The organism is Granulicella pectinivorans (genome assembly GCF_900114625.1).
In the GTDB taxonomy this organism is placed as follows: Bacteria; Acidobacteriota; Terriglobia; order Terriglobales; family Acidobacteriaceae; genus Edaphobacter; species Edaphobacter pectinivorans.
Window position 1 is genome coordinate 614,957 of sequence record NZ_FOZL01000001.1, and the last position, 25,801, is coordinate 640,757.

Consider the following 25,801-nt stretch of genomic DNA (forward strand, 5'->3'; position numbering starts at 1 on the left):
CATGGCCGATCCGCGACCCATCATCGTCGTCAAGAAGAGGGCCTCGCACGGAGGCCATCACGGCGGAGCCTGGAAGGTCGCCTATGCCGACTTCGTCACCGCCATGATGTCGCTGTTCATCGTTCTCTGGCTGCTGAACTCCACGCCGCAGGTGAAGAAGGCCATCTCCGGATACTTCAACGATCCAAGCGGCAAAGGAGCCGAGACTGGCACCGGATCGAAGGGTACGGGCGACAGTCTGGCCGTCAACAAAGCCAACGTTGAAAACCTCAAGCAACAGATCGAACAGGCCATCATGAAACAGGCCGACCTGAGCAAGCTCTCCAAGAACGTCGAGATCACCATGACCGGCGAGGGACTGCGGATCGAGTTGATCGAAGGCCAGGGCGGGACGTTCTTCGAGAGCGGAAGTCCACGGCCAAGCGAAAACGGTACGCGCCTCCTCGATATGCTCGCCGGCCAGCTCGGCAAGCTACCCAACCGGGTCATGCTCGAAGGCCACACCGACGCGCAACTCTACTCCGGCGAGAAGGGCTACTCGAACTGGGAGTTGTCGTCCGACCGCGCCAACGCGGCACGCAGGGTGTTGCAGGAAAATGGCCTTGGGGCGGAGCGCATCTCGCAGGTACGCGGGTACGCCGACCAGAAGCTGCGCGTGCCGGACAAGCCGCTCGACCCCTCGAACCGGCGCATCTCCCTCATCGTGCAGTGGGAGAAGGGCGAGGCGGCCAAAGAGACCGGTGCTACCGATGCAAAAGAGGCTGATGGCGGCAAGAAAGAGCCCGCCGAAAAGAAGTAATGCGGTGGGATAGTCTGATGTTCTTCGCAGGAACGCTACGGTCGGTGGCGAGATGCCGACATCTCGGTACCGATTAGCCGCGCGCAGGAAGGAATCCGGCGGAAGTGATCGTGCGGCGGTTGGCATGTCATGCTGCACCGCCGGACACCGCCGTATTCGACGATGAACTTCGGGTGACGCTAGCTGCGGCCCGCACCGTTCCGTCACTCGCACAAGAGAGGTAAGGAGTCTCTTCGAACCTCGGCATGGAAGGCGGCAGCTTGCTCACCGGCAGCGCGTGAGGATCTTCGAAGATGGCAAAGCGATCTTCGAGCCCGTCTCGTGAACCGCTCGAGACTGCATTGCAGACGCCAAAGCCACCGATGTTCTCGCACTGATTGTTCTAACCGGGTTGGAGCCGTCCAGGGTCTATTCTCAAAATGTATAGGAGTCGATAGATGGACAGTCCTGTTGTTTGGTTTCCCCAGATATATGAGGCTACCTGTGAGATGCCTCGCCTCGCCGCCCTGGACGTTCTTGCGTCTCTGAGTGACGAGGCGTTTTCGAAAGAGTATGCAGCACGCTCCGTGCCTTTTCTATTGCGGCTGGGTGCGTTAAAGTTCTCTGAAGCAGAGATCTTAGGTCTGCTGCAAGGGGCCTACGGCGATCAGACCGTGAACGTCCGTTTCGGCAATATGGCGGATCCAGGTACCTACCTGAATCGCCGCGAAGAAGAAATGCCCCTAAGAAATTTCCTTGGGGAACACTTCATGCAGGTAAACGATGCCGGAACGGCCTATGCCGCCGGCACCGTGATACCCGTCGAGATGGCACGCGATCTCGGGGTTCCTTTTCCGATGTTCTACCCTGAGTATTTTTTCAATGAGCCACGGATGTGGATGGGGAAGAAGGGAACCGTGACTGCCCTGCACAAGGACATCCCGGACAACTTCTCTTTCGCATACTTCGGTACCAAAGAATGGCTCCTCTATCCGCCCGCCGATTTTCCTTATCTCTACATGATTCATCCGAACCCGAATGCACTTCCTGACTTCGGGGTCAGCATGGTTAACGCAAAGTCTCCGGACACTACGCGCTTCCCGGAGTTCTCGAAGGCTACACCGATCTCCATCACGCAGCGTGCGGGCGATCTGCTCTATGTGCCTGCGGGATGGAGTCATTTCGTGGAGAACCACGAAGACTCTCTGATGATCAATTTCTGGCTAAGACGCGGAAGATCCCCTGCGGTGCTAGGCAGGGACCGATGACAGGGGTCCACTCCAGTATCCTGTCTCTGTTTCTTCGCATGTGCCAGGGGTAAGTCTTATTTTTCGAGAAATCCACTTTCTTCATTTGGCGGTCGCTGGCGCTATGCCGACATATGAGGAGTAATCCGTTCTGGTTTTGAACATATGGTCTAGTGAGCGCAACGACGGGCTGGGAACAATGTGCCGACCTTTAGGGTCTAATGATCTGAACGGACGTACATCGTGAGGCTCTATGGTAGGCATCTTGGCAGCGCTGCTCCTCATACACGGCGGTTTCCTGGCGCCTGATGACCCGCACAGTTCATATCCTTCGATTTCTTATGAAGTGGCGCGGAAGCATGAAGTAAAACCGCATCGCCGGACAATTCCCGTCGATGGGGTCAGGCCGGGTTTCAATCAACTCCACCTAACGCTCATCGTGTCACCAACTGGTGATGTGACGAAGGCAGACGCAAGCGGAAGCGACGCCGATCTGAAGTACTGGCCCTCTCTGCAGGGAGAAGTTGGACAGTGGCGCTTCGAACCGTTCGATAAGAACGGTATCCCGGTCACAGTCGAGGTAGAGGAATACGTCGATCTAGTGCCACCGGAGCGCATGCCTAAAAAGCACGTGATCGCTCCAGCGATTGGGCCAGATTCTAAGGTAACCGTCAACTTGAAAAGGACGGGATGCTTTGGGAGCTGCCCTTCTTACAGTGTGGCGGTGTCTACGACCGGCATCACGTTCGATGGTCGAGGTTTCGTCGTTGCCGAAGGCAAGCATACAGACACGGCGGATGCGGATGAGATTCGAGAGTTCGCAAAACGCATCGTCGATGCAGACTTCTATTCCATGGATGAGAGCTATAGTGCTTCAGCAACGGATTTGCCCACATATGTGCTGACTGTCTCGATTGACGGGCACCAGAAACAAGTTGTTGATTATGAGGGGGCCTGGGAGGGCATGCCCGCTATCGTTACTGATATCGAGGAGCGAGTGGACGCATTAGCGCGAACTTCGCGCTGGATTGCAGGCGACGACGGTCTCGTTCAGGCGCTAAAGGCTGAAAAGTTCAATTTTCAGAGCTTCGCTGCCCAGACAATGCTGAAAGAGGCGGCAAGTCATGGGCAGACTGCTACAGTTCAGCAGTTCCTTCAGGCCGGGGTTCCGGTCAAACCAATCCCTCCGCCAAAGCTCTACAAAGAAGAGCCTGGTTCTTCCTTTCAGCCGGTTGGACTACTCACCTCTGCCAGCCACCATACCGCCACACTTCAAGAGCTCATTAGTGCCGGCGCAAGCCGCGACGACCAGGGCGATAAAGACCTAGCGCTAGTCGGCGCTGCCCAAGCGGGAAGTGTCGAAGCCGCACGCGCCCTTATCGCTTACGGAGCCAACCCAAGCGCTGACCTAGAGAAATTGACAATCACGCAGGAGAGTGGAGGGATGACGCTACAGGGGCCGGGTTCGGGAAACGTCCTGATCTACGCCGCTGAATCCGGCAATCCTGCAATAGTTCGCGAGATGCTCAAGTATCACCCAAAGCTGGAAGCACGTGACCGAGAAGGCAAAACCGCCATGTTTTCAGCGGGGGATTATCGATCCAGCGATCAGGATGGTGCACGGGTCGAGTGTGTACGCCTACTGGCAAAAGCTGGAGCCAACGTGAATGCCCGAGATCATGACGGCAACACTCCGTTACACGAGACGTTTCTCACCGATGTGGAGGAGGAGTTGCTAAAGCTCGGCGCGAACGTGAATGCTCGTAATAAGGATGGGGAAACTCCCATCTTCACCACTGTGGACAATGATGCGATTCCACTCTTCGTCAAGTATGGAGCCGATCTCAGCATCCGTAACAATAAGGGCGAGACGGTTATGGAAGCAGCTAAGAGCAAAGGGCCGCTGCGGCAGGAGGCGCTCCGCAAAGCCATGCAAACTGCGTCATCTCGTTAGGGTTCCCGCTTGCTCAGAGCCTAGGACAACTCCGGTTGAGTGTGCGAGCCGTCAACTAACTCCCTATAAACGCGCTTATCGCATAGGATGCCCCCCTCACGAACCGCTCTGCAGTCCGCCGTGAAGAGAGACGGCTGATCCCACAACATCGCGTCGCTGACCGAACCGTTTGACGGACCGTCCTCCATCTCCGGCTGGTAAACTCGAAAACACCACCCGGAGGGCTTTCTTTTGGTCGAGTTGGCGTTTTCAATCCTTGCCTCGGACTTCGCGCACCTCGCCGACGAGGTCGCGACGGCTGAGCGCGGCGGCGGCACCATCGTCCACGTCGACGTCATGGACGGACACTTCGTTCCCAACATCACCCTCGGCCCGCCGATGGTCAAGAGCCTGCGCGCCGCCACCACCCTGCCGCTCGACTGCCATCTCATGATCGAGAACCCCGACCAGTTCATCCCGGCCTTCGCCGAGGCCGGCGCGGACATGATCTCGGTCCACTACGAGGCTTGCCGGCACCTGAATCGCTCGCTCCAGCTTATCGCCGACCATAAAATGCTGCCCGGAGTGGTCATCAACCCCGCGACGACGGTGGAAAATATCGTGGAAGTCCTTCCGATGGTTCACTATGTGCTCGTCATGAGCGTGAACCCGGGGTTCGGTGGCCAGAAGTTCCTGCCCCGCTCCGTGGACCGCATTCGTCACCTCGCCCGCCTGCGCCAGGAGATGGGATTGAACTTTCGCATCGAAGTCGACGGTGGAGTGGCTCACGATACGGTCGCTTCCGTCGTCGAAGCAGGAGCGGACATGCTCGTTGCGGGCTCTGCCGTCTTCCAAAAGGGCCGTACCGAAGAGAATGCGCGGGACTTTCTGCGCGTCGCCCGCGAAGCCGAAGCGCTGCGGAGTTTCTCGGCATAGGGCTTAGAATAAAAAGATGTCCCGTGTACGAGTACCGGACAGCCGATTTGAGATTTTCACGAGGTTCCGAGTTGATGGCGAAGCGAGCATTTTTTCCAACCGTACGGGCAGGTCTCTCTGCCGGACTCCTGATTGCCGCCTTGATGGCGCCTTCGTTGCTGCATGGCCAGGTCACCGGCTCCTCGACCACGGGCGTTGACCAGAAGGGCCAGCCGACCGAGACCGTCACCGTCGCAGCCCCGCTCCAGAAGCAGAAGAAGGAAAAGGTCGTCCAGTCCAAGGACACCAAGCGCTTCATCAGCAAGACGAAGAAGGTCCAGACCTCGCTGGAGGGCAAGGACACCAAACTGCCCGACAAGCAGCTCTACGACAAGGCGCAGATCGCCATCAAGAAGGGCCGCTTCGACATCGCCCGTCTCGACCTGCAGACGCTGCTGAACACCTACCCCGACTCTGAGTACCAGATGCGCTCGAAACTCGCCATCGCCGACTCCTGGTACAAGGAAGGCGGTAGCGCGGCGCTGACCCAGGCCGAGCAGGAGTACAAGGACTTCATCACCTTCTTCCCCAACGCGCCCGAGGCCGCTGAAGCCCAGATGCGCGTCGGCGACATCTACTTCCGGCAGATGGACAAGCCCGACCGCGACTACGCGAAGGCCGTTCACGCCGAAGAAGAGTATCGCCTGATGCTGCAGCAGTTCCCGGAGTCGAAGCTGGTGCCGCAGGCCAAGCAGCGCCTGCGCGAGGTGCAGGAAGTGCTCGCCACGCGTGAGTCCGACATCGCCGCGTTCTACTCCACGCGCGATAACTGGCCCGCCACCATCGCCCGTTACCAGACGGTCGAGGACACCTATCCTCTCTACAGCCACATGGACGACGTGCTCGTTGCACTGGGCGATGCCTGGGCCGCCGAGGCCCGCTACGTTCGCACGCTGAAGCAGCTTCCCGAAGCGGCGAAAGCCAACCTTGAGCGGATCTACGACGACCGCTCCTCTGCCGCATATCGCAAGGTCGTTCTCGAACACTCCGCCTCCGCCCACGTCGAGGATGCGAAGGACCGCCTGGCCGCGATGAACCTTCCGATCCCGACGCCGACCGCGGAGCAGATCGCCGCCTCGAACGCGCTCGAAAACAGCCGTGGACAGTACACCCTCTTCGGCCGTACCAAGCTCCTCGTGCTGCATACGCCGGACGTCATCGCCACGGCGCGGGACGGTGAGCCCACACTGGCGGATCCTGCTGCGACGCTGGCGCCCGCCATTCGCAAGACCATCATCTCGGACTTCGAAACGTCGATGAACCCGAACGCTCCCAAGCCTGCCGCACCGGTCGCCAGCAGCGCATCGACTCCCGCGACGGATGCCTCCGCAGCACCCGCTCCTGCCGCACCCGTAGCACCGCTCACGCTCAGCGACGTCCCTGCCGCTGGCGCATCGGGCTCCTCCTCGGATGCGGCGATTACGACCGTCGTTCCCGCGAGCGGTTCGGGTGCCCCTTCCGGCAGCTCCGCCGGCGTTGAAATCGTGCAGCCCGCAGCGGAACGCCGCACCGTCGACACCGGCGGCCTGCCAAGCGCACGTCCCGCGAACGCCGAGGCTCTTCCCGCCATCGAGAAGCCCGCAGCCGCTCCGGATGCCATCAACGACATCAAGCCCGGACAGGCACCCGCCGCCCAGGATGGTGCCGCCAATGGCAAGAACAAGAAGCCCGAGTTCGACAAGAGCGACGAGTCTTCGAGCAAGCACAAGAAGAAGAAGGGGCTGAAGAAGCTCGATCCGCTTCCACAGTAAAGAAAACTCACTATCAAAAAAAGGGATGCGGCCAAATCAGCCGCATCCCTTTCGTCCGTTTGGCCCACTCCGCGTCTACGAGGCCATCCACCCGCGATCCCCGCGCGCAAAACCGGCATGTGGTCCATGGACAAAGCGCCCAGCCTCCACGCTCCAGCGCATCTGCTGCACGGTCATCCGCTGCCGTCCGTCAAGATCGATCAGGTTCCAGCCATTGGGCTCGATCCGCGTTCGCGTCGAGACCGCCGTGCCGGCATGCGCCACCACAGCCGCATACGGTACTCCTGCCTCACGCGTACTGGTTACCATCGCTTGTCCTGCATGCAGATGACCCGAGAGGAACAGGTCCACGTGGCAGTCTGAGAAGGCCTTGATGGCCATCTTCGCGCGCGCGATCGTGGCGTTCTCCCGGTCCTGAAGGGGCAGGTCGATGGGATGATGGGTGACGACAACCCGGACCGTATTCTCCTGCGTCTCCCCCAGTTGCCCGCACGCCAGCGCAACCTGCCGGCGGTTGATGCGGCCATCCTTGCGCTCGAGACGACGCACCGTACTGATCCCAGCAATCGCCAGCCCATCCACCTGCAGAAAGGGCGTCAGATCGTTCGCGATGTATTGCCGGTAGCGCTTCAGCGGCCGCGCCATGCGGTCGATCAGATTTGTCGCCGACACATCGTGGTTCCCCGGCACGATCAACGTCGGCACCTTCGGCAACTCGGCCAGAAACGCTCGCGCCTTGCGGAACTGCCCCTTGCGCGCCCTCTGGGTCAGGTCTCCCGACACAACGATCGCATCCGGCTTCGCTTCCGCCAATGCAAGCAGAAGGCCATCGACGAGATCGCTATCCTCGCGCCCGAAGTGAACGTCCGAGATGTGCGCCAGACGCGTCATGGAACCAGCACCTGCAGCACGCCGGGTCGCGTCCGGTAGTGCAGCGGGCTGCTCAGCCTCACTACCTCGCCATCGAGCGCGACGTGCCCTCTGCGCCTTCCGTGCTCCACCGTAAACGACTCCACGCAATGGGCCTCGAAGTACGGGCTCTCCCTTACCTTGTGACGGAGCGCCGCGAGGGTCAGCCGCAGCAGCGACAGGCGCGTCGCTCCCGGAGCCATGTAGACGTAAAGACGTCCGCTATTGAGCCGCTCACGCGTGCCCGCCTCTACGCCCTCCATCGTGTACTCGTTGTTGCCCACGAACACGAACGGCGTCGTCCGCATCAGCTTCTCGCCGTTGGCCAACGTCACGCGCACCTTCAAATGCCGAAACCGCAGGAACTGACGGAAGCTCGCCACCAGTAGCGACACCCACTTGTTCCACCCGACTTTCTTCAGACGCTCGCGCTGCAGCACCATGCCCGGATAGAAGCCAATGGAGGAGTTGTTCACGAAGATGCGTCCATTCACCTCGCCCGCATCCACGGCCCTGGTCACGCCTGCGCCGATCACCTTGGCCGCACCTTCGAGCGTGAGCGGCAGCTTCATATCCTTGGCGAAGTGATTCAGTGTTCCCACCGGCAGTACGCCGAAGACCGCATCCGGGTGTTTCGCCACAATCGCGGCAGCCACGCAGTTGACTGTGCCGTCGCCTCCTGCGGCAACGATCGCCGTACCGCAGGAGGCTGCATAGTCGATGATGGCCGGCAGGTTGATATACCGATTCAGAATCCTGACCTGGCACTCCACCTCGGCGTCGCGAAAGGCCTGCTCGATGTCGGCACGCGCACGCGCCGTTCCGGAGCGCTCATTGAGAAAAACCAGTGCTGCCGGCATCTGTCGTACTCCGTTGTCCGTTCCGTATACCAACCGGGAACCCACAACTCATCTTAGTATTCGCGACGCTCGCGGGCACGGACACCCTTCTTCACACGGACATGGTTGGCGATCGCACCGCCACCCGCGCCGACACCGGCACCGATGAGCGCACCTTTGGGTCCGCCGAGAAGACCACCCACCACGGCGCCACCGACTGCCGAGCCTACAACAATCTTCGCGCCGGTATGGTGGCGATGGTCGCGCGCACGCTGCGAGGCGACAGCACGGCGGTGGCGGTGGGCATAACTCTGGGAGACACCGGAAAGCGGCATCAGTGTCATCCCGGCAAGAGCAATCATGGCAGCAGAGCGTTTAAGAAACGTCATTCATCCTCCAAAGGAAAAAGTGCAACACACCATTGGATGCGCCAAGTGCCTGAGATGCAGGAAGATCCCGCACAATCGCTGAGATTGCAACGCGAATGCAACATCGGAGAGTTACCGTGGAGGGATGCGCAAACTCCTGTTGAGTGCCCTAGCCCTCGCCCTGCTCGCCCCTGCTGCCCACTCCCAGGCCTACGAGGCCAAGCCCAAGCTCGTGGTCCTTCTCGTGATCGACCAGTTCCGCGGCGATTACCTCGAGCGCTATCGCACCGACCTGAAGGCCACCAACGGCTTCAACCTCTTCCTGAAGAAGGGCGCCTACTTCACGAGTTGCTACTACGACTACGCGAGCACCAAGACCGCCCCCGGACACGCCACCATCGGCACCGGCACCTATACCGACGGACACGGCATCGGCTCCAATGAGTGGTGGGACCTGAAGCGCAATACCGATCGTGTCGTCTCATCGGTCGAGGATGAACGCTATCGCATGGTTGGCACCTTCGACGATCTGCCCGTGCCTCCTCCGCCTGCCATCAGTCCACGCGACAACCGCATCGGCGCCTCGCCGCTCAACCTGCGCGTCACCACCTTCGGCGATGAAGTGCGTCTCGCTACCGCCGGTGAGTCGAAGCTCTACGGTGTCTCATTGAAGGACCGCGCCGCCATCCTCCCTGCGGGCCAGACCGCCAACGGAGCCTTCTGGATCGACACCGCAACAGGCCGCTTCGTGACCTCCAGCTTCTACATGCCGGAGCTCCCTGCCTGGGCGACCGCCTTCAACAAAGGCCCACGCATCGCGCAGGCCGCGAAGGAAGCAGGCGTCGACGATACCGCGCAGTTCTATGCGCTGGTTGGCCGCACCTCTGCCGCCAATCGCTACGAACTCGACTTCGCCCGGGCGCTCATCGAAGGCGAAAAGCTGGGCCAGCACCCCGTCACCGACGTTTTAACCGTGAGCCTCTCAGCCAACGACATCCTCGGTCATCAGATGGGCCCCGACTCCGACACGCAGAAGGCGATGGTCGTTGACCTCGACAAGGATCTCGATGCCTTCTTCACCTATCTCGACAAGAAGATCGGCCTCGGCAATGTGATGGTCGCCTTCACCGCCGACCACGGCATCGCGCCCGTCCCGGCTGAGGCCGCGCGTCTTGGCATCGCGGCCGGCATCATCAACCTCGATACGCTTGCCGAGAAGCTCAACGAATCTCTCAACACAAAGTTCTCCCCCGGCAAGGAGACCGCCTACCTGATGCCCACGCAGGAGCTGCCTAACATCGCCCTCGACCCACGCCCCTTCGCGAAGCTGAAGGTCAGCGAGAAGGACGCCGAAGCAGCCGTCGTCGAGGCCCTGCCCGGCATCATCGAGAGCATGGGCGCGCCCAAGTCCGCACCCAACAACGCAGCCACGCCCGAAGGCACGCGCAAGTACGCCGACGCGCGTCTCGCACCCGACCCCGCCGCCGTCTTTATTCGCTCGCATGTGGACCTCGCCGCGGGCAAGGTACCCAACACCGAGTTCGGCCGTCGCATCGCCCATAGCTACACCGATCACGGCGACTGGTACGTCATGCTCATCCCCGCCGGCTACCAGATGGAGTATCTCAACGGCATCCAGACGACGCACTACTCGCCCTGGAGCTACGACCGCCACGTCCCACTCGGCTTCTTTGGCGTCAACTTTGTCAGCGGCATCTATCGCGACCAGGTAGCACCCGTCGATATCGCGCCCACGGTGACTTCGCTGCTCGGCGTCAATGCGCCGTCGGCAAGCATCGGTCATGTCCTGGTGGAGGCGATCCGCAAATAGGCCTGTGTCGAGCCTATTTCCACACCGGCTCAAGAGGTGGCAGAGCAAAGGTAAAGAGGTCATTGCCCGCGGCAATCGCGAAGTACTGCCTTCCCTCCACCGCATAGCTTATGGGCGAAGAATGCAGAGGCTGACCGGTGTTGAAGTGATAGAGCGGCGCGCCGGTCAGTCCATCCACGACCTCGAACTCCTCCGCATCATCCCCGAAGGCAACCAGCCCGGAAGCCGTGCTCATCACCCCTGCTGAGGATCGCCCCGGCCCGGTCTGCGGGCTGGTCCAGGCAAATGCATTCCTGATGGGGTCGTACGCCATCAGGATCTTCTTGCCGCGCTCTCCCGGCGGGCTCGACGCGCCGGTTGAGTAGTACGCCTTGCCCTCTTCAAACGCCTCCGTCTTCGCCTTCACCACGGAGCACTCATCGAACGCGATGAAGTAAAAAAGGTGCGTGCGTTCGCTGTACGTCGGCGAGTACCAGTTGGTACCGCCCGCATAGCTCGGGCACATTCGCGTGCCCTCTTTGCTCGGCTGCAGGTCCGTACGGATCGGCCGTCCATGCGGGTCGATCCCACTGGCCCAGTTCTGTTGCACCGCGAACTGCTTCGATGCAAGATACGTCCCGTCCGTGCGATCGAGTATGTAAAGAAAACCGTTACGATTTGCCTGCACGATCAGCTTCCGCGGTTTGCCCTCGTACACCGTATCGATGAGCACCGGCGTCTCGGTCGCATCATAGTCGTTCACGTCATGCGGCGTGAACTGGAAGTGCCACCGCAGCTCGCCTGTATCGGGATCGAGCGCGATCAACGATGCCGTGTAGAGATTGTCCCCCTCACGCACTGAGCCATCGAAGTCCGGCGACGGATTCCCCGTGCCCCAGAAGATCGTATTAAGCGCCGGATCGTATGTGCCGGGCATCCACGTCGTGCCGCCGCCATGCTTGTAAACGTCACCCGCGGGCCACGTCTCGGAGCCGGGCTCACCGGGGGAGGGAACCGTCCAGAAACGCCACGCCTCTTTCCCTGTCTCCGCATCGAACGCAGCGACGAAGCCCCGCACGCCGTCGTCCCCGCCCGAGGTGCCCACCAGCACCTTGTCCTTCACAATCAACGGCGCGCTCGTCGCCCCGTAGTTGCGGTTGTCCTGCGCGTAAGCGACATCCCAGATCTGGTTGCCGGAACGCGCATCGAGACAAAGCAGATGCGCATTGTCGGTCTCCATGTAGAGCCTCGTACCCAGCACCGCGACACCGCGATTGATGTGCCCCGATGCATCGTCGATCAACCCGGTGGAGACAGGCCGCGCATGATGCCACAGTGTCTTTCCCGTCATTGCATCGAGCGCATACGCATCGTTCGAACCCGTCACGAACATCACGCCCGCAACCACCACAGGCGTTACCTGCAGGATCCCCGCGTTGTTCGAGTGAAAGATCCACTCCGGACGAAGCTGATGCGCGTTCTTCGGCGTCACCTGCGTGAGACTGGAGTAGCGACGTCCCGTATAGTCGCCGTTGTACGAGAGCCAGTCGGCCCCCACCACGGTCCTGGTCAGGTCGGACGTCCTGACGTCCACCACGCCCTGAGCATGCAGCGCCGACGCGGCAAAGAGTACAAGCAGAAAGCGGATCATGGTCTCCTCCGGCGTGCAGGCCTGGGCGGCGCATCGCTCGCAGTGACGACGAGGTAGCTGATGAGATCTTCGAAGTCTTCGCTGGAGAGGCGCGTCGCATAGTCGTTCGGCATCACCGAATGACCGGTATGCCGCACGCTCCTGAGACTCGCCTTCGCAAACGTACGAAAGGCACCCTCGTTGGTCTGGATCGTGATGGTGAAGTTGTCCTCGGCACGCACGGCGCCGGAGAGGCTCGTCCCGTTCGGGAGAATCAGCTCGGCCACGGTATACATGGGCTGAAGCCGGCGGTCCGGCTCCATGATGTCGAGGCGAATCTCTTCGTTGGTAATGCCGCTCGCATAAGCGCTCAGGTCCGGACCGAGAAAGCCTCCGGCACCTTTGACCATGTGGCACCGCGCACACGCGGCCTTGCCGAAGAAGAGAGCCTTGCCCGCCGCGGGATCGCCGGTGGTCTTGAGGACGATATCCTTGCCTTGCAACACGCGCAGGTAAGCCACAACATCGCTCACGCCCTGCGCCCCAAGATAACCAAAGCCCGGCATCCCCTTGCCCGCGACACCGTTCTGCACGACTGCCTCAAGGTCCTCGGCGCTGCGATCCGAAATAAGGCGATTGGTCGCGATGTTCGGTGCGCGCTCGCCCCCACGGCCATCGGCCCCATGGCAGCCCGCACAGTTCCGCGAGAAGGTCTGCGCGCCAGCAGCCGCGTCGGTCTTCGTCTGGGCGTGCAGGGAGAGAACGCCGCTGAAAAGAAGAAGCAGCGCACCAGCTCGTGATCTTCGTGTGGCCACTTCGTCCTCGTTCCTTGTCGTCGAACGCTCTCTCGAAAGCCTCTCACCCATCGCCGATTTTCGATAAGGCGAGAGCCCTACGCGCACACGAAAAGATGAGTCCCTCCCTGCTCACGCAAACGGCATACGCACTCCTTACTTCACCGCTTGTCCGGCAAGGAAGCGGCCGATCGCATCGTTCAGGAAGGCGCGGTCGGCAGGATTGCTGCCCGCACCCGCAGTATGCCCCCAGAGCGACGGAATGGGAAGCAGCGTGCCCGTCTTCATGAAGCCGCTCTCGTACCGCGCGTCTTCCAACGGGAAGTAAAGATCCGTCGCCGAGGGCATGTAGAGAAACGGCACCTGGATCGAGGCCAGCGCCTTCTCCGTATCGCCCCCGAAGCCCGGCGTCATGCCCACGTCGTTCGACTGCCAGGTACGCATCTGGAGGATCAGGTCGTTCGCATCCGCACCGGGGATAAAGCGTTTGTGAAAGCGCTCGACGACCTGCTCAAAGGTCGTGCCCTTGGGCGTGTTGGTGCGCCACAGCTCCTTGCGCCACCACTCCTGGGAGTAGAGCCATCCGGCCCACACGACGCCAAACGCCTCAAGCCCCTTGGCGGGAGGTGCCGTGTAGTCGCCACCGTTGAAGGTTGCATCCGCCGTCAGTGCAGTAATCTGCCCATCGAGCCGCACGATTCCGTGGCCGTAGGTCTTCGCAGTACCCGAGGTCGCGACGATACGATCGGCAAACGTGGGATAGCTGACCGCCCATTGAAATGCCTGCTGCGCCCCCATCGAGAAGCCAATGATCGCACGCAGATGCGTCACATGAAGCTGCTCCACCAGAAGCTGATGCACGGCGTTCACGTTATCGCGAATCGTCATCACGGGAAAGCGCGGACCATGGAACGGTTCCGGCGTATTCGAAGGCGACGACGACCGTCCGTTGCCGAAGAGCTCGGTCGTCACAAGAAAGAGTTTCTTCGTATCGAGCGCCTGATGCGGAGCCTTGTCCGACTTGATCAGCCACTCATACCCGTGCAGGTCGGCCATATAGTGCGAGGGAAGAAGAATCGCATTGTCGCCCGCGGCATTCAGCGTGCCATACGTCCCGAAGACGATGTGTGCCTCGGGCAGTACGACACCATGCTCGGTCTTGAAGTGATGAATGACGAACTCGTGCCGCTCAGGATCTTCAGCACGCACAGCGGAGACGACGGAAAGCGCAACAAGAGCAACGAGCGCGGTACGGATCAGCTTCATCGAAATCACTCCTAACGCAAAGGCGGAAAAGCAACCGGGGGTTGGCGATGATGGGTGGCCTGCTCATACGCATAGGCATAACGGATCAGCATGGGCTCCGTATAGGCGCGGCCAAGCAAGGTGAGTCCCGCGGGCAGCGTCCCGTGCGTGAAGCCCATCGGCACCGTGATGGCAGGGAAGCCTGACATGGGCGAGAGTACCTGGTTGTTATCGCCGCCCGAACTCTTCAGGTCGCCGACCTTGCGCGGGGGATTGCTCCACGTCGGATAAACAATGGCATCCAGATGGTTCGCATCCATGGCGTCCGTCATGGCCTTGCGAAATGCGATCTTCTTCACATCGTGCCAGGTGTCGGGACACGGATTCGGCTGGCCCGGATGCGCCTCCAGCCCACGTTTGAAGCGGGCCTCGACCGACGGAAGATAGAGGCCCGAGTCGTAGATCTCCTGCGCGCTGTGGTACTGCGCGTTCGGGGCATGCCGCGCGAGATATGCGTTCAAGTCCGCTTGAAAGTTGCCGCAGCCGATCTTCGCCGTGACTTCCTCGAAGTTAGGAATATCGAACGGGTCGACGATCTCCGCGCCCTGCGCCTTCAGATCGGCGATCGCCCTCTCGGTCAGCGCCTTGATCTCCGGGTCGCCAGTCGGCGCATCGACATACCGCCGAAACACCCCGATCCTCGCCCCTTTCAAGCCATGCGGATCGAGCGACTTCGTATAGTCGATCGCCGGCTTACCCTCGATCCCACGCGTGATCGGATCGGCCGGATCGTACCCGGCGACGACACCCAGCACAACGGCGACATCGGCCACGGTGCGCCCCAGCGGCCCACCCACATCGGCCGTGATCGAAAGCGGCACGATCCCGTCTCGGCTGGTAAGCCCAAGCGTAGGTCGCATGCCAACCAGATCGTTATGCGATGCAGGACCACGGATCGAGTCGCCCGTATCGGTTCCGAGGCCCACCTCGGCAAGGCTCGCCGCTACCGAGGCGGCCGTCCCTCCGCTCGATCCCGCCGGAACGCGCGTCAGGTCGTACGGGTTGCGCGTAATGCCCGCGATCGAGCTCTCGGTCAGCACCGGGCTGAATGCCCACTCCGCCATATTGCTCTTGAACAGCACGATCGCGCCGGCCTCCCGCAGACGCTTCACCATGAACGCATCCGTGCTGGGAACAAAGCCCCGCAACGCAAGCGACCCCGCCGTAGTCTGGAGCCCAGCCGTGTCGTAGTTATCCTTCACCACCACCGCAATCCCCTGCAGAGGACGAAGCCTGTGCGTCCGCGCAAACTCGCGGTCCAGCTTGTCCGCATCCACCAGCGCCGTAGGGTTCAGTAACACAACAGTGTTCAGGTGCGTCGTCTGGTCGTACGCCTGAATGCGCTTGCGATACGCCTCAACCAACTGATGACACGTCGTCCGACCCTCGCGGATGGCCCTCTGGGTCTCGGCGATCGTTGTCTCGGTCACCTCGAAACGCGGCTTTCCCTGGGCGGGAAGTCGCGTTGCAAGCAGAAAGCCCAGCATCAGGCAGATACGAATCCGTGGGGAAGCCAAGCCGTGCAAAGGACGCTCCTGAGAACCGGGGATGCCCTCTGGTATATCACGGTTTCGGAGCGTTGGGGCTGGAAGCCAGCCATGCCGGACGCGCCGGAGCATTGGCCAGCGCCACCGCAAGCTGCTGGTAGAACCGATTGAACTTCGCGGCCGCAGCCCAGTTGATGGGCGTATTCAGGTCGTCCTGCGGCTTGTGATAGCGGCGCGTGTACCAGTCGCGATAGATAAACTCCTCCGCGGAACCGGGGTTGTAGCCGAAGATGAAACTCCCGATCGGCACCCCCACCCGGGAGAAGTTGTAGTTATCTGCGCGCCGGTACAGGTTACGCTCCGGCTCGCGATCCGCTCGCAGCTCGATCCCCATGGACGCGGCAATCCCCCGCGCGGTGGCTCCAATCGTCGAGTCGTCGATCCCCTCCATCGTCAGAATTTTCAGCGGAAAGATCGGCCGAAGCTGGTCGAGGTTCAGGTCCGCGACGATCTGCCGCACCGGTACCGTGGGATGCGCCGTAAACCACGCCGAGCCCAGCAGCCCCTTCTCCTCGCCCGTAAAAATGCAGAACAGGATCGAACGCGCCGGGGGATGAGCCTTCAGGTCCCTGGCCATCTCCAGCAGCAGCGCGACATAGGCAGCATCGTCCAGCGTGCCGTTGTACACCGAGTCTCCCAGCACGGCTGTGCCATAGCCGTAGCCGTCCAGATGCGCCGATAGCGCCACATACTCAGGCGCAAGCGCAGGATCGGACCCGGGCAGAATCGCCAGGATATTCGGCGAAGCAATCTCCTTCGCATACGTCGACAGCCTGATCCGCGCCTCCGTGCCCGGCAGCAGCTTCGGAAGCGGAGCACCCTTGATGCCCGCAGGCAAAATCTCCCATGCATGGGGGTCTTCGGGAAAGAGGTCTTCCAGGTTCGCCGAGTTCACCCGAATCACCGGAGGAGTCTGGCTAGGAACGACAGCCGTGGTCGCGAGCGTTACCGATTTCGCATACGCGGCGGGCCAGTGAAACGGCTCGAGCCCGGTCGGGTTGTCGATCGAAAGAATCGCAACCGCCCCCGACTCCGCCAGAGCCCGCATCCGCCGTGCCGCAAACGTCGCCCTCTCTGCCGCCGGAAGCCCTGCCGGAATGTTGTTGAAGAAGACGGCGATCTTGTCCTTGAGGTCGAATCCATCGAGCGGTAGCCCATACCCCGTAAAGACCAGCGGAGCAACGGGTAGCCGCATACTCCCGCGCGGCACCATCGTCACCTCGCTCGTGAAGTGGAGCGTTGTGTCCGGCCCCTGCAGGTGCAGGATGGCGATCGAAGAACCGTCCGGATCGAGCGCGATCTCGCGCATCGGAACGCTCTGGAAGAACGTGCCATTCTCTCCCGCCGGCTTCAGTCCGGCAGCGGCGAATTTGTCCGCGACATACCGCGCGGCGCGGTCGTAGGCCTCGGAGCCCGTATCGCGACCCTCCATCCGGTCGTTCGAGAGCGCCGTCGTCTGGGCCCACCATGCGGCGGTCTCCGGCGTGGGATGCTGCTGCGCGGACAGCACCGAAGCTGCCAGCAGAATGGCTGGAACAAAGCCTGAAACAGAGAATGGACGCATCGTTTCGCTAGTGTAGCGCCGGGCGTCCTCGGAAGCGGATAGAATCGGTCACTCATGGCGTCCCTCCTGGAAAAGACATCCGGCAAACGTATCGGTATCGCGGTCGTCCTCGGCGTAGGCGTCCTGGTCAACTACTTCGACCGCGTCAATCTCTCGGTCGCGCACGATGCGCTCGAACACACCTTCGGCATCTCCGACGTCACCTTCGGCTGGCTTCTCAGCTCCTACAGTTGGACCTACGCGGCCATGCAGATCCCCTGCGGCTCCCTGCTCGACCGCTTCGGCGTCCGCCGCGTCATGATCGTCGCGATCCTGCTCTGGGCACTCGCCTCGGGTCTCGCCACCGTCGCCCCCACCATCGTGCTGCTCTTCGCCGCCCGTTTCCTGCTCGGCATCGGCGAAGCCCCCACCTTCCCGGCCAACGCGAAGGCCGTCGGCCTGTGGTTTCCGTCGCAGGAACGCGGCGTTCCCACCGCGACCTTCGACGCCGCCGCCAAGCTCTCCATCGGCCTCGGAACACCCATCCTGGGCCTCATCCTGCTCCGCTACGGCCTGCGCGCCAACTTCGCCACGACAGCCATCCTCAGCCTCGCCTACGCCGGCCTCTTTGCCTGGGTCTACCGCGACCCCAACCCCACCGAATCCCTTCAGGCCGCGGAGCTCGAAGCCCTGCCTGCAGAAAAGGTCGACTTCGCCAGCCTTCTCCGCCAACCCAAGGTCTGGGGCGCAGCTCTCGGCTCCGGAGCCTACAACTACTGTTTCTACCTTCTGCTCACCTGGCTTCCGTTTTATCTCCAGCGCGGCCTCAAGATGACCGCCCACAACGCAGTTCTGTGGTCGGCCGTCCCCTGGCTCGTCGCCGCAGCGGCAGGCTTCGGCATCGGAGGCATGCTTGTCGACCGCCTCATCAAGCGCGGCGTCGATCCCGACACGGTGCGCCGCTCCGTCCTCATCGGCGGAACTTCCTGCGGGCTCTTCGTCCTCGCGCCGGCGTTCCTGCACGAGCCCCGTATCGTGCTCCTCTGCCTCACCATCGCGATCAGCGGCCTCGCCGCCGCCTCCCCGGTCGTCTGGACGCTGCCCTCGCTGCTCGCGCCCCCCGGAGCCACGGGACGCGTCGGCTCGCTGATGAACCTCGCCAACCAGATCGCCGGCATCACCGCTCCCATCATCACCGGCTACATCAGCGGATGGACACATTCCTTCGCCGGCGCCTTCCTCCTCGCCTCCATCGTTCTGCTCTGCGGCATCGGCAGCTACATCTTCCTGCTGGGCCGGATCGAACGGATGGAGCTAGCGATGGCTTAATGGAATCCTGACGTTATAGGTTTCCAACCCAGCGTCCATCACCGCCAGAATCAGCGTCTCGGGCCCGCCCGCCCCATCGCAGGAGGAGGCATAGCCGGGCGATCATGCCTTCGGGCTGGGCAGAGCACGCGTGGCCCCGCCGGAGATGCCTCCATCCACCAGAAGCGTCTGCCCGGTCACGTAGCGGCTCTCCTCCGATGCGAGGAAGACGACGGGCCCATCGAGATCGTCCGGCCTGCCTGGACGCTTCAGCGGAATACGGTCGCACAGATACTCCACCCACTCCTGGTTCTCGTACATGATCTTGTTCTGCGCCGTCTTGAACCAGCCCGGGGCCAGACAGTTCACCGTCACACCATCCTTGCCCCAGTCGTCGGCAAGGCTCATGGTCAATTGCCGGATGCCGCCGCGGCTGGCACCATACGGCCCAAGTCCCGCGTAACCAGCCACCGCCGTCACGGAGCCGATGTTGATGATCCGCCCATACCCGCGCTCGATCATCCCCTTCGCCACCGCCTGCGCCACAAAGAAACTCCCGCGCAGGTTCGTGTCAAGAATCCGGTTCCAGTCGTCCCACGTCACATCGAGCGCCGGTTTGCGGATATTCATCCCAGCGTTGTTGACCAGGATATCGATCTTCCCGAAGGCCTCTTCCGCCTCCGCTACCGCGGACTTGATCGAAGCTTCATTCGTCACATCGAGCGACACCGAAACCGTCCGCCGCCCCAGCGCCCTGATCTCCGCCTCAAACGGCTCAAGCGTAGCCTTGTCCCGGCTCGTCAAAATCAAATCCGCCCCGGCAGAAGCCAACGCCCGCGCGAAGTACTGCCCCAATCCGCGGCTTGTCCCCGTAACCAGCGCCACCTTACCCGTCAGGTCGAAGATCATGCCGTCTCCACCGCGTCCGGAGTCAGGACGATCTTGATGAGGTTCGGCTCCTTCTTATACAGCCGGTCAAACGCCTCCGCCCCCTTTGAGAGCGGCTGCACATCCGAGATCAGCGGCGTCACATCGATCTGCTTCGACGCCAGCAGCTCGATCGCCCGCGGATACTCTCCCGCCGAGGCAGCCGTGCCCTGCAGCCGGATCTCCCGCGTCACCACAAGCTGCAGCGGAAGCTCCACCATCGAAGCAATATTCCCCACCAGCGTAATCGTCCCGCCCTTGCGCGTGGCCTGCACCGCCGCCTTCACGGTCGCGCCAATCCCCACCGCCTCAAAGACATGGTCGATCCCGCCGGGAACCTTCTCCATCACCACCGCTGGAGCATCCGGCTTTCCCTCCGCAAGATGAATCGTCGTCGTAGCCCCCGACCGCACCGCGCCTTCCAGACGGCTCGCATCGGGGTCCGCCACAAAGATCTGCGAAGCCCCCGCCACCCGCAGGGATTGCACCACGAGCGTGCCGATCATTCCCGCACCAAGCACCAGCGCCGTCTCACCCGCCTTGAACTCCGAAACCCGCACCGCATGCAGCGCGACCGATACCGCCTCGATCATCGCCGCCTCTTCAAACGGCAGCTCCTCCGGCAGCCGGTACAGAATCCTCTCCGGCACCGAGACAAACTCCGCGAACGCCCCGTGCCGCCTGTAGTCCACGCACGAAACCCCCACCACCTGGCGGTTGTCGCACAGGTTCACCTGCCCCTTCAGGCAGTACGCGCAATGCCCGCAGTACACGGTCGAATCGAACGTAACCCGGTCGCCAGCCTTCCAAAACGTCACGTCGGAGCCGACCGCCGCAATCGTCCCCGCGGCCTCATGCCCCATCACGATCGGCGGAATGCGCCGCCCGGAAGCCCCGTCGAAACCATGCACGTCCGACCCGCAGATCCCGCACGCTTCCACGCGAATCAGCACTTCATCGGACCCAATCGCCGGCGTGGGAACGTCGGCCATCTCAAGATTCATATAGGAGGAGAGCAGCAGCGCTTTCATGGTCTTCCACTTTATACGATCCCCCCGATACCAGTCGCCCTTCGCCGTCCTGCCGCTTTTCCTCTGCCCCACCCGCTACGATGGAAGACGAACATGACCGAAGCAAAGCCCCTTTCCCCCGAAATTCTCCTGCACATTGCAAAGCTGCTCGATGTCCCCCTGAGCTCCCTCTCGGCAACCATCGCCCTGCTCGACGAGGGCGGCACCGTGCCGTTCATCGCCCGCTACCGCAAGGAGGCGACCGGAGCCCTCGACGAGATCAAGATCCGCGACATCGAAGAAAAACTCGGCTACTTCCGCGACCTCGTCAGCCGCCGCGAGACCATCCTCGCCTCCATCGGCGAGCAGGGCAAGCTCACCGACGACCTCCGCAAGCGCATCGAGGCCACCTTCGACAAGGGCGAGCTCGAAGACCTCTACCTGCCCTACCGCCCCAAGCGCCGCACCAAGGCCACCATCGCCCGCGAGCGCGGCCTCGAGCCCCTCGCCGACTACCTCTGGTCCCAGCAGGCCACCGAACAGCCCCTCCTCGACTACGCCGCCACCTTCGTCAGCGAAGAAAAGCAGGTCGCCTCCATCAACGAGGCTCTCGAAGGCGCTCGCCACATCGTCGCCGAGCGCATCGCGGACCACGCCGACGTCCGCAAGGCCCTGCGCACCCTCCTGCACGACGAAGGCGTCATCGTGGCCCGCAAGGCGATGGACGCACAGGATCCCCAGGAAAAGTTCAAGATGTACTACGACTACCGCGAGCCGGTAAAAGCCATCCCCTCGCATCGCATGCTCGCCATCCGCCGCGGCGAGGCCGAATCCGTCCTCTACTTCCTCATCGAGATGGAGCCCGAGCGCGCCACCGGCATCATTCGCAAGCACGTCCTCGCCGCCCCCGGCGACTGGACCCCGCAGCTCGAACTTGCCATCGACGACTCCTGGAACCGCCTCCTCTCGTCCTCCATCCAGAGCGAGCTCCGCCTCGAACTCAAGAAGCGCTCCGATCTCGACGCCATCCAGGTCTTCCGCGACAACCTCAACAACCTCCTCCTCGCCCCGCCCGCCGGACCCATCGCCGTCCTCGGCCTCGATCCCGGCCTGCGCACCGGATGCAAGGTCGCCGTCGTCGACGAGACCGGCAAGTTCCTCGCCCACGACGTCATCTACCCTCATACCGGCCAGACCGCCAAGGCCAACCAGACCCTCAAGCAGCTCATGCGCCAGCACCCGGTCCGGGCCATCGCCATCGGCAACGGCACCGCCTCCCGCGAAACCGACGCCTTCGTCCGCGACTTCCTCGCCGAAGAAAAACTCACCGACATCTTCAAGGTCATGGTGTCGGAGTCCGGCGCCAGCGTCTACTCCGCATCCGACGTAGCCCGCCAGGAGTTCCCCGACCTCGATCTCACCGTCCGTGGAGCCATCTCCATCGCCCGCCGCCTCCAGGACCCCTTGTCCGAGCTCGTCAAGGTCGACCCCAAATCCATCGGCGTCGGCCAGTACCAGCACGACGTCGACCAGCGCCAGCTCCAGCAATCCCTTGAAGCCACCATCGAAAGCTGCGTCAACAAGGTCGGCGTCGATCTCAACACGTCCTCCTGGACGCTCCTCCGCTACGTCTCCGGCATCACCGAGCGCATGGCGCTCAACATCGTCGAGTTCCGCAACCAGAACGGCCGCTTCACCTCCCGCGCCCAGCTCAAGAAGGTGACCGGAGTCGGCGCAAAGACCTTCGAGCAGGCCGCCGGCTTCCTCCGCATCCGCGGCGGCGACCAGCCGCTCGATTCCACCGCCGTCCACCCGGAAAGCTACGCCGTCGTCGAGCAGATCGCCGCAACCATCGGCGCGAAGATCCCCGACCTCATCGCCAACCCGCACCTCCTCGACGGCGTCGACCGCAAAAAACTCTCCGCCGGAACCTTTACCCTCAACGACATCCTCGAAGAGCTCCGCAAGCCAGGCCGCGACCCCCGCGACAAGTTCGTTGCCCCCAGCTTCCACGAGGGCGTCCGCGAGATCGGCGACGTGCAGCCCGGCATGGTGCTCGAAGGCGTCGTCACCAACGTCACCAAGTTCGGCGCGTTCGTCGACATCGGCGTCCACCAGGACGGCCTCGTCCACATCTCCGAGCTCTCCAACCGCTACATCAAAGACCCCAACGAGGCCGTCAAGGCGGGCCAGATCGTCAAGGTCAAGGTCCTCACCGCCGACCTCGTCTCCAAGCGCATCGCCCTCTCCATGAAGGCCCTGATGGTTCCCTCCGGAGCCCCCACGCCCACCGGTCCGCGCCCCCCGCAGAACAAGCCCCGGCCCCAGCAGGCCGCACCCAAACCGGCCCCGCCGCAGACCATGGAAGACAAACTAGCCGCTCTCTCCAACCGCTGGAAGGTGCGCTAGGCCGAATCGGGCCCGCATGCGGAGCAGCGTACCCGGAGGGGGAGGCTGCTCCATCCACCGTGCAAAAAAACCGGTGCAAAGATGTGATCGGCCGTCGCTCGCATTTTTGCAGTGAGAAAACGCAGATTTTTCTAAGGAAACAATCCGCTGTATCTCCAAGTCCCGTTTTGTGAGATATTGCCCAAAAGCATCGAAGTGGGGCTGCACTTTTTTGTTGAGATCAAAATTCTTGTAATGTCACCCCTTACGAAGCCCATCGGAGGCTTCACGGATGCAAGACGATTTGCTCATCGTCGTGATGGCAGTTCTTTTGGTTTTCTTCCTCTGGTCCTTGAACCAGAGGCGGATTGACCGCCGATTCCACCTGTGGGTGATCGGGTGGTCGCTGGTCATGGTCCACTTCTTCAGCCTGTTGTGGCACCCAGCCGCCGGCCTGGGCCTCCTGCTGCGTCAGGCAAACATCGCCTCGTTCGAAATTCTGGCCGGCCTCTGCTTCATCCTCTCTGAGCCGGCCGTGCTCGTGCAGCGCCGGCGCATGCTGAACGTTGTCGCCGTGGGCATTCTGTTCGGCCTCGGCACCGTGATCGTCGTCTTCTTCTTTCCGCTCGGCCTGTGGCTGCTGTACCTCTCCGTTCCCATCGGCAACGGCGTTGCCATCGAACTCGGCCGACGCTATCTCGGTCGTGAGAAGACGAAGTTCAACAGCCTCGTGGTGCTCATTCTCCTGTGTACGGCGTGGATGCTCGGTTCGCTCCTTCTGCACCGTCCTGAGTTGATGATCGCCAGCATCCCGGCAGAGATCTTCCTCATCAACGCCATCCTCTTCGCGACCACCTACTCCATGTCGCGGCCAGGCGTGGTAACGAGCGTCATCGGATTCGTTCTCTGGGCAGGTACCGCCGCGTTCAGCATCGCACTCCATAACATGGGTGCCGCCGACGCCTGGTTTCCCTCCATCCTGCACCTCCCCGAGTTCTTCGTCGCCATCGGCATGACCATGATCGCCTTCGAGGACGACACCCAGGCCGCGCAGGAACTTGCCCACGAATACGAAACTCTCTTCAACGCCAATCCCAACTCCATCTGGATCTACGACCGTCACACCCTGCAGTTCCTCAGCGTCAATGAAGTGGCCGCACAGAAGCACGGGTACACCATCCCGGAGTTGTTGACCAAAAAGCTCCCCGACATGCTGCCTCCCGACCGGCACCCCACGGCCGAGAGCTATATCGCCAGCGCGAAACCGGTGGAGAACCGCCGTACCCTCCACCTCCACCGGAACGGCTCCACCTTCCCCGTCAGCGTCACCGCCTACGACGTCCGTTTTCGCGGATGCGACGCCCGCATGGCCATCGGCGTCGACCTCACCGAACTCGACGCCATCAACGAGCAGCTTGTGTACCACATGGAGTACGACGCCCTCACCTCGCTGCCGAACCGGCGCAAGCTGCTCTCTCTTCTCGCAGCCATCTTCGATCAGGCGCAAAGGGAGAAGACCGCCTGCGCCGTCCTCGTCCTCCAGGTCGAACGTTCCGAACGCATCAACGAGATCTACGGCTACGCCGTCGGGGATGCCGTTCTCCAGGAAGTCGCCAGGCTGCTCCGCAGCATCACCCACCCGCTCGATGCCATCGGCCGCACAGGCGGGGACCAGTTCACCATCGGCCTCGCGGCGCTCTCCAGCGATGAGGAGGCAAACCGTCGCGCCCAGCAGGTGCAAAGCCTCTTCGAAGGCCTCCTCACCGTCGAAGGCTACCGCCTTGATGTCTCCGTCACCATCGGGCTCGCCGTTTATCCCGAGGACTGCGACGACATGGCAGCCCTCTGGCGCGACGCCATCCGCGCACACACCCTCGCGCAGAAGCCCGGTGGCCAGAGCCCGGCGCGCCTCTCCCGCACCCTCAGCCTCAAGCAGCAGGAGAGCAACCGTCTCGAGCTGCTTATGCGCCATGCCCTTCTCTCCGATGGCTTCGAGCTCTTCTACCAGCCCATCCTCGACCGCGAGCGGCGCCTTCAATCCATGGAAGCCCTGCTGCGCCTCCGCGACGGCGACGGCAGAATGGTCACTCCTACGCTCTTCATCCCCGTCGCCGAAACAAGCGGCATTATCCTGCCCCTTGGTAACTGGGTCATCCAACAGGCCTGCCGCCAGATCCGGAGCTGGCAACTCGCCGGGCACCGCGTGGTCCCCATCGCCGTCAACGTCTCACCTCACCAGATCGCGCAACCGAGCCTCTCGACCGACGTCCAGGTCACACTCGAAGAGCTCGAGCTCGACCCCGCCCTCCTGCACCTCGAGGTCACCGAGTCCAGCGTCATGCTGCACCCGATCGTCGCACTCGAGAATATGGAGAAGCTCTCGGGCCTCGGGATTCAGTTCTCCATCGACGACTTCGGCACCGGTTTCTCTTCGCTCGATCGTCTGCACCAGCTCCCCGTATCCACCCTGAAGATCGACCGCTCCTTCGTCTCCCGCATGATGGATGCCAACGGCACCCGCCCCATCGTCATCACGGTCATCTCCATGGCACATGCCCTTGGCCTCAGCGTCATCGCCGAAGGCGTCGAGACCGAGGATCAGTTCTCCACGCTGTGCGAGATGGGGTGCGACCTCTTCCAGGGCTTCCTCTTCAGCAGGCCTATCCCCGCCACCGAAGCAGTACCGCTGTTCGGCTAAGACACGGGCTAAGACGCTAGGCGACGAAACGTCGTTCCGTT

At 62.2% G+C, this 25,801-nt stretch carries 19 protein-coding genes; 9 read left to right on the forward strand and 10 right to left on the reverse strand.

From position 1 onward, the window contains the following. The first annotated feature begins 1 nt into the window (after position 1). The 5 genes from BM400_RS02400 to BM400_RS02420 all read left to right on the forward strand — a co-directional run bounded on the left by BM400_RS02400 (position 2) and on the right by BM400_RS02420 (position 6,684). Positions 2-799, forward strand: a complete 798-nt coding sequence (locus BM400_RS02400; protein WP_089836279.1) for a flagellar motor protein MotB — start codon at positions 2-4, stop codon at positions 797-799. A gap of 488 nt (positions 800-1,287) precedes the next feature. Further along, positions 1,288-2,046: a cupin-like domain-containing protein gene (locus BM400_RS02405; RefSeq protein WP_245781639.1), complete on the forward strand. Its 759-nt coding sequence runs from the start codon at positions 1,288-1,290 to the stop codon at positions 2,044-2,046. Positions 2,047-2,290: 244 nt separating this feature from the next. Further along, positions 2,291-3,979 carry a DUF6438 domain-containing protein gene (locus BM400_RS02410; RefSeq protein ID WP_175528825.1) on the forward strand — a complete coding sequence of 563 codons (1,689 nt, stop codon included), beginning with the start codon at positions 2,291-2,293 and terminating at the stop codon, positions 3,977-3,979. 231 nt (positions 3,980-4,210) lie between these two features. Continuing rightward, positions 4,211-4,894 (forward strand): ribulose-phosphate 3-epimerase, encoded by a 684-nt coding sequence (gene rpe / locus BM400_RS02415; RefSeq protein ID WP_089836285.1) that lies wholly within the window; start codon positions 4,211-4,213, stop codon positions 4,892-4,894. Positions 4,895-4,968: 74 nt separating this feature from the next. Further along, the gene (locus tag BM400_RS02420; RefSeq protein ID WP_089836287.1) at positions 4,969-6,684 is read left to right on the forward strand and encodes an outer membrane protein assembly factor BamD; all 1,716 of its coding nucleotides are present in this window, start codon (positions 4,969-4,971) and stop codon (positions 6,682-6,684) included. 75 nt (positions 6,685-6,759) lie between these two features. On the opposite strand, the gene BM400_RS02425 is transcribed toward BM400_RS02420, so the two are convergent. From BM400_RS02425 to BM400_RS02435, 3 genes are read right to left on the reverse strand one after another with little or no spacing between them, the layout of a single operon-like run. Beyond that, positions 6,760-7,575, reverse strand: a complete 816-nt coding sequence (locus tag BM400_RS02425; RefSeq protein WP_089836290.1) for a metallophosphoesterase family protein — start codon at positions 7,573-7,575, stop codon at positions 6,760-6,762. Further along, positions 7,572-8,453, reverse strand: coding sequence for a diacylglycerol/lipid kinase family protein (locus BM400_RS02430; protein ID WP_089836292.1), 882 nt, complete (start codon positions 8,451-8,453; stop codon positions 7,572-7,574). Before BM400_RS02430 ends, BM400_RS02425 begins: the two co-directional genes overlap by 4 nt. Before the next feature lie 53 nt (positions 8,454-8,506). Next, complete coding sequence (locus BM400_RS02435; protein ID WP_089836294.1) at positions 8,507-8,821, reverse strand: hypothetical protein; 315 nt, start codon at positions 8,819-8,821, stop codon at positions 8,507-8,509. Between the two features lie 124 nt (positions 8,822-8,945). Between BM400_RS02435 and BM400_RS02440 the strand changes: the two genes are divergently transcribed. Continuing rightward, a complete protein-coding gene (locus tag BM400_RS02440; protein ID WP_089836297.1) occupies positions 8,946-10,631 on the forward strand; it encodes an alkaline phosphatase family protein in 1,686 nt (561 codons plus the stop codon). Between the two features lie 13 nt (positions 10,632-10,644). Here BM400_RS02440 and BM400_RS02445 read toward each other — a convergent pair whose 3' ends face one another. The 5 genes from BM400_RS02445 to BM400_RS02465 form a co-directional block, all read right to left on the reverse strand. Beyond that, complete coding sequence (locus BM400_RS02445; protein WP_089836299.1) at positions 10,645-12,261, reverse strand: outer membrane protein assembly factor BamB family protein; 1,617 nt, start codon at positions 12,259-12,261, stop codon at positions 10,645-10,647. Further along, a complete protein-coding gene (locus BM400_RS02450) occupies positions 12,258-13,055 on the reverse strand; it encodes a c-type cytochrome (RefSeq protein WP_175528826.1) in 798 nt (265 codons plus the stop codon). Before BM400_RS02450 ends, BM400_RS02445 begins: the two co-directional genes overlap by 4 nt. A 135-nt stretch (positions 13,056-13,190) precedes the next feature. Next, on the reverse strand, positions 13,191-14,300 hold the full coding sequence (locus BM400_RS02455; protein ID WP_089841404.1) for an alpha/beta fold hydrolase: 1,110 nt from the start codon (positions 14,298-14,300) through the stop codon (positions 13,191-13,193). Between the two features lie 11 nt (positions 14,301-14,311). Continuing rightward, positions 14,312-15,856: an amidase family protein gene (locus BM400_RS02460; protein WP_245781640.1), complete on the reverse strand. Its 1,545-nt coding sequence runs from the start codon at positions 15,854-15,856 to the stop codon at positions 14,312-14,314. A gap of 46 nt (positions 15,857-15,902) precedes the next feature. Further along, on the reverse strand, positions 15,903-17,450 hold the full coding sequence (locus BM400_RS02465) for a M28 family peptidase (RefSeq protein WP_089836305.1): 1,548 nt from the start codon (positions 17,448-17,450) through the stop codon (positions 15,903-15,905). A 54-nt stretch (positions 17,451-17,504) separates the two neighbouring features. Here BM400_RS02465 and BM400_RS02470 point away from each other — a divergent pair, with 54 nt between their 5' ends. Beyond that, a complete protein-coding gene (locus BM400_RS02470) occupies positions 17,505-18,758 on the forward strand; it encodes an MFS transporter (protein ID WP_089836307.1) in 1,254 nt (417 codons plus the stop codon). A 102-nt stretch (positions 18,759-18,860) separates the two neighbouring features. Here BM400_RS02470 and BM400_RS02475 read toward each other — a convergent pair whose 3' ends face one another. Both BM400_RS02475 and BM400_RS02480 read right to left on the reverse strand, forming a co-directional pair. Continuing rightward, complete coding sequence (locus tag BM400_RS02475) at positions 18,861-19,646, reverse strand: SDR family NAD(P)-dependent oxidoreductase (RefSeq protein ID WP_089836309.1); 786 nt, start codon at positions 19,644-19,646, stop codon at positions 18,861-18,863. Next, positions 19,643-20,695 (reverse strand): zinc-dependent alcohol dehydrogenase, encoded by a 1,053-nt coding sequence (locus tag BM400_RS02480; protein WP_089836311.1) that lies wholly within the window; start codon positions 20,693-20,695, stop codon positions 19,643-19,645. The genes BM400_RS02475 and BM400_RS02480 overlap by 4 nt, the downstream gene beginning before the upstream one ends. A gap of 93 nt (positions 20,696-20,788) precedes the next feature. On the opposite strand from BM400_RS02480, the gene BM400_RS02485 reads away from it, so the two are divergent. Beyond that, positions 20,789-23,083: a Tex family protein gene (locus BM400_RS02485; RefSeq protein ID WP_089836313.1), complete on the forward strand. Its 2,295-nt coding sequence runs from the start codon at positions 20,789-20,791 to the stop codon at positions 23,081-23,083. Positions 23,084-23,354: 271 nt separating this feature from the next. Next, on the forward strand, positions 23,355-25,760 hold the full coding sequence (locus BM400_RS02490; RefSeq protein WP_089836315.1) for a putative bifunctional diguanylate cyclase/phosphodiesterase: 2,406 nt from the start codon (positions 23,355-23,357) through the stop codon (positions 25,758-25,760). Positions 25,761-25,801 lie beyond the last annotated feature (41 nt).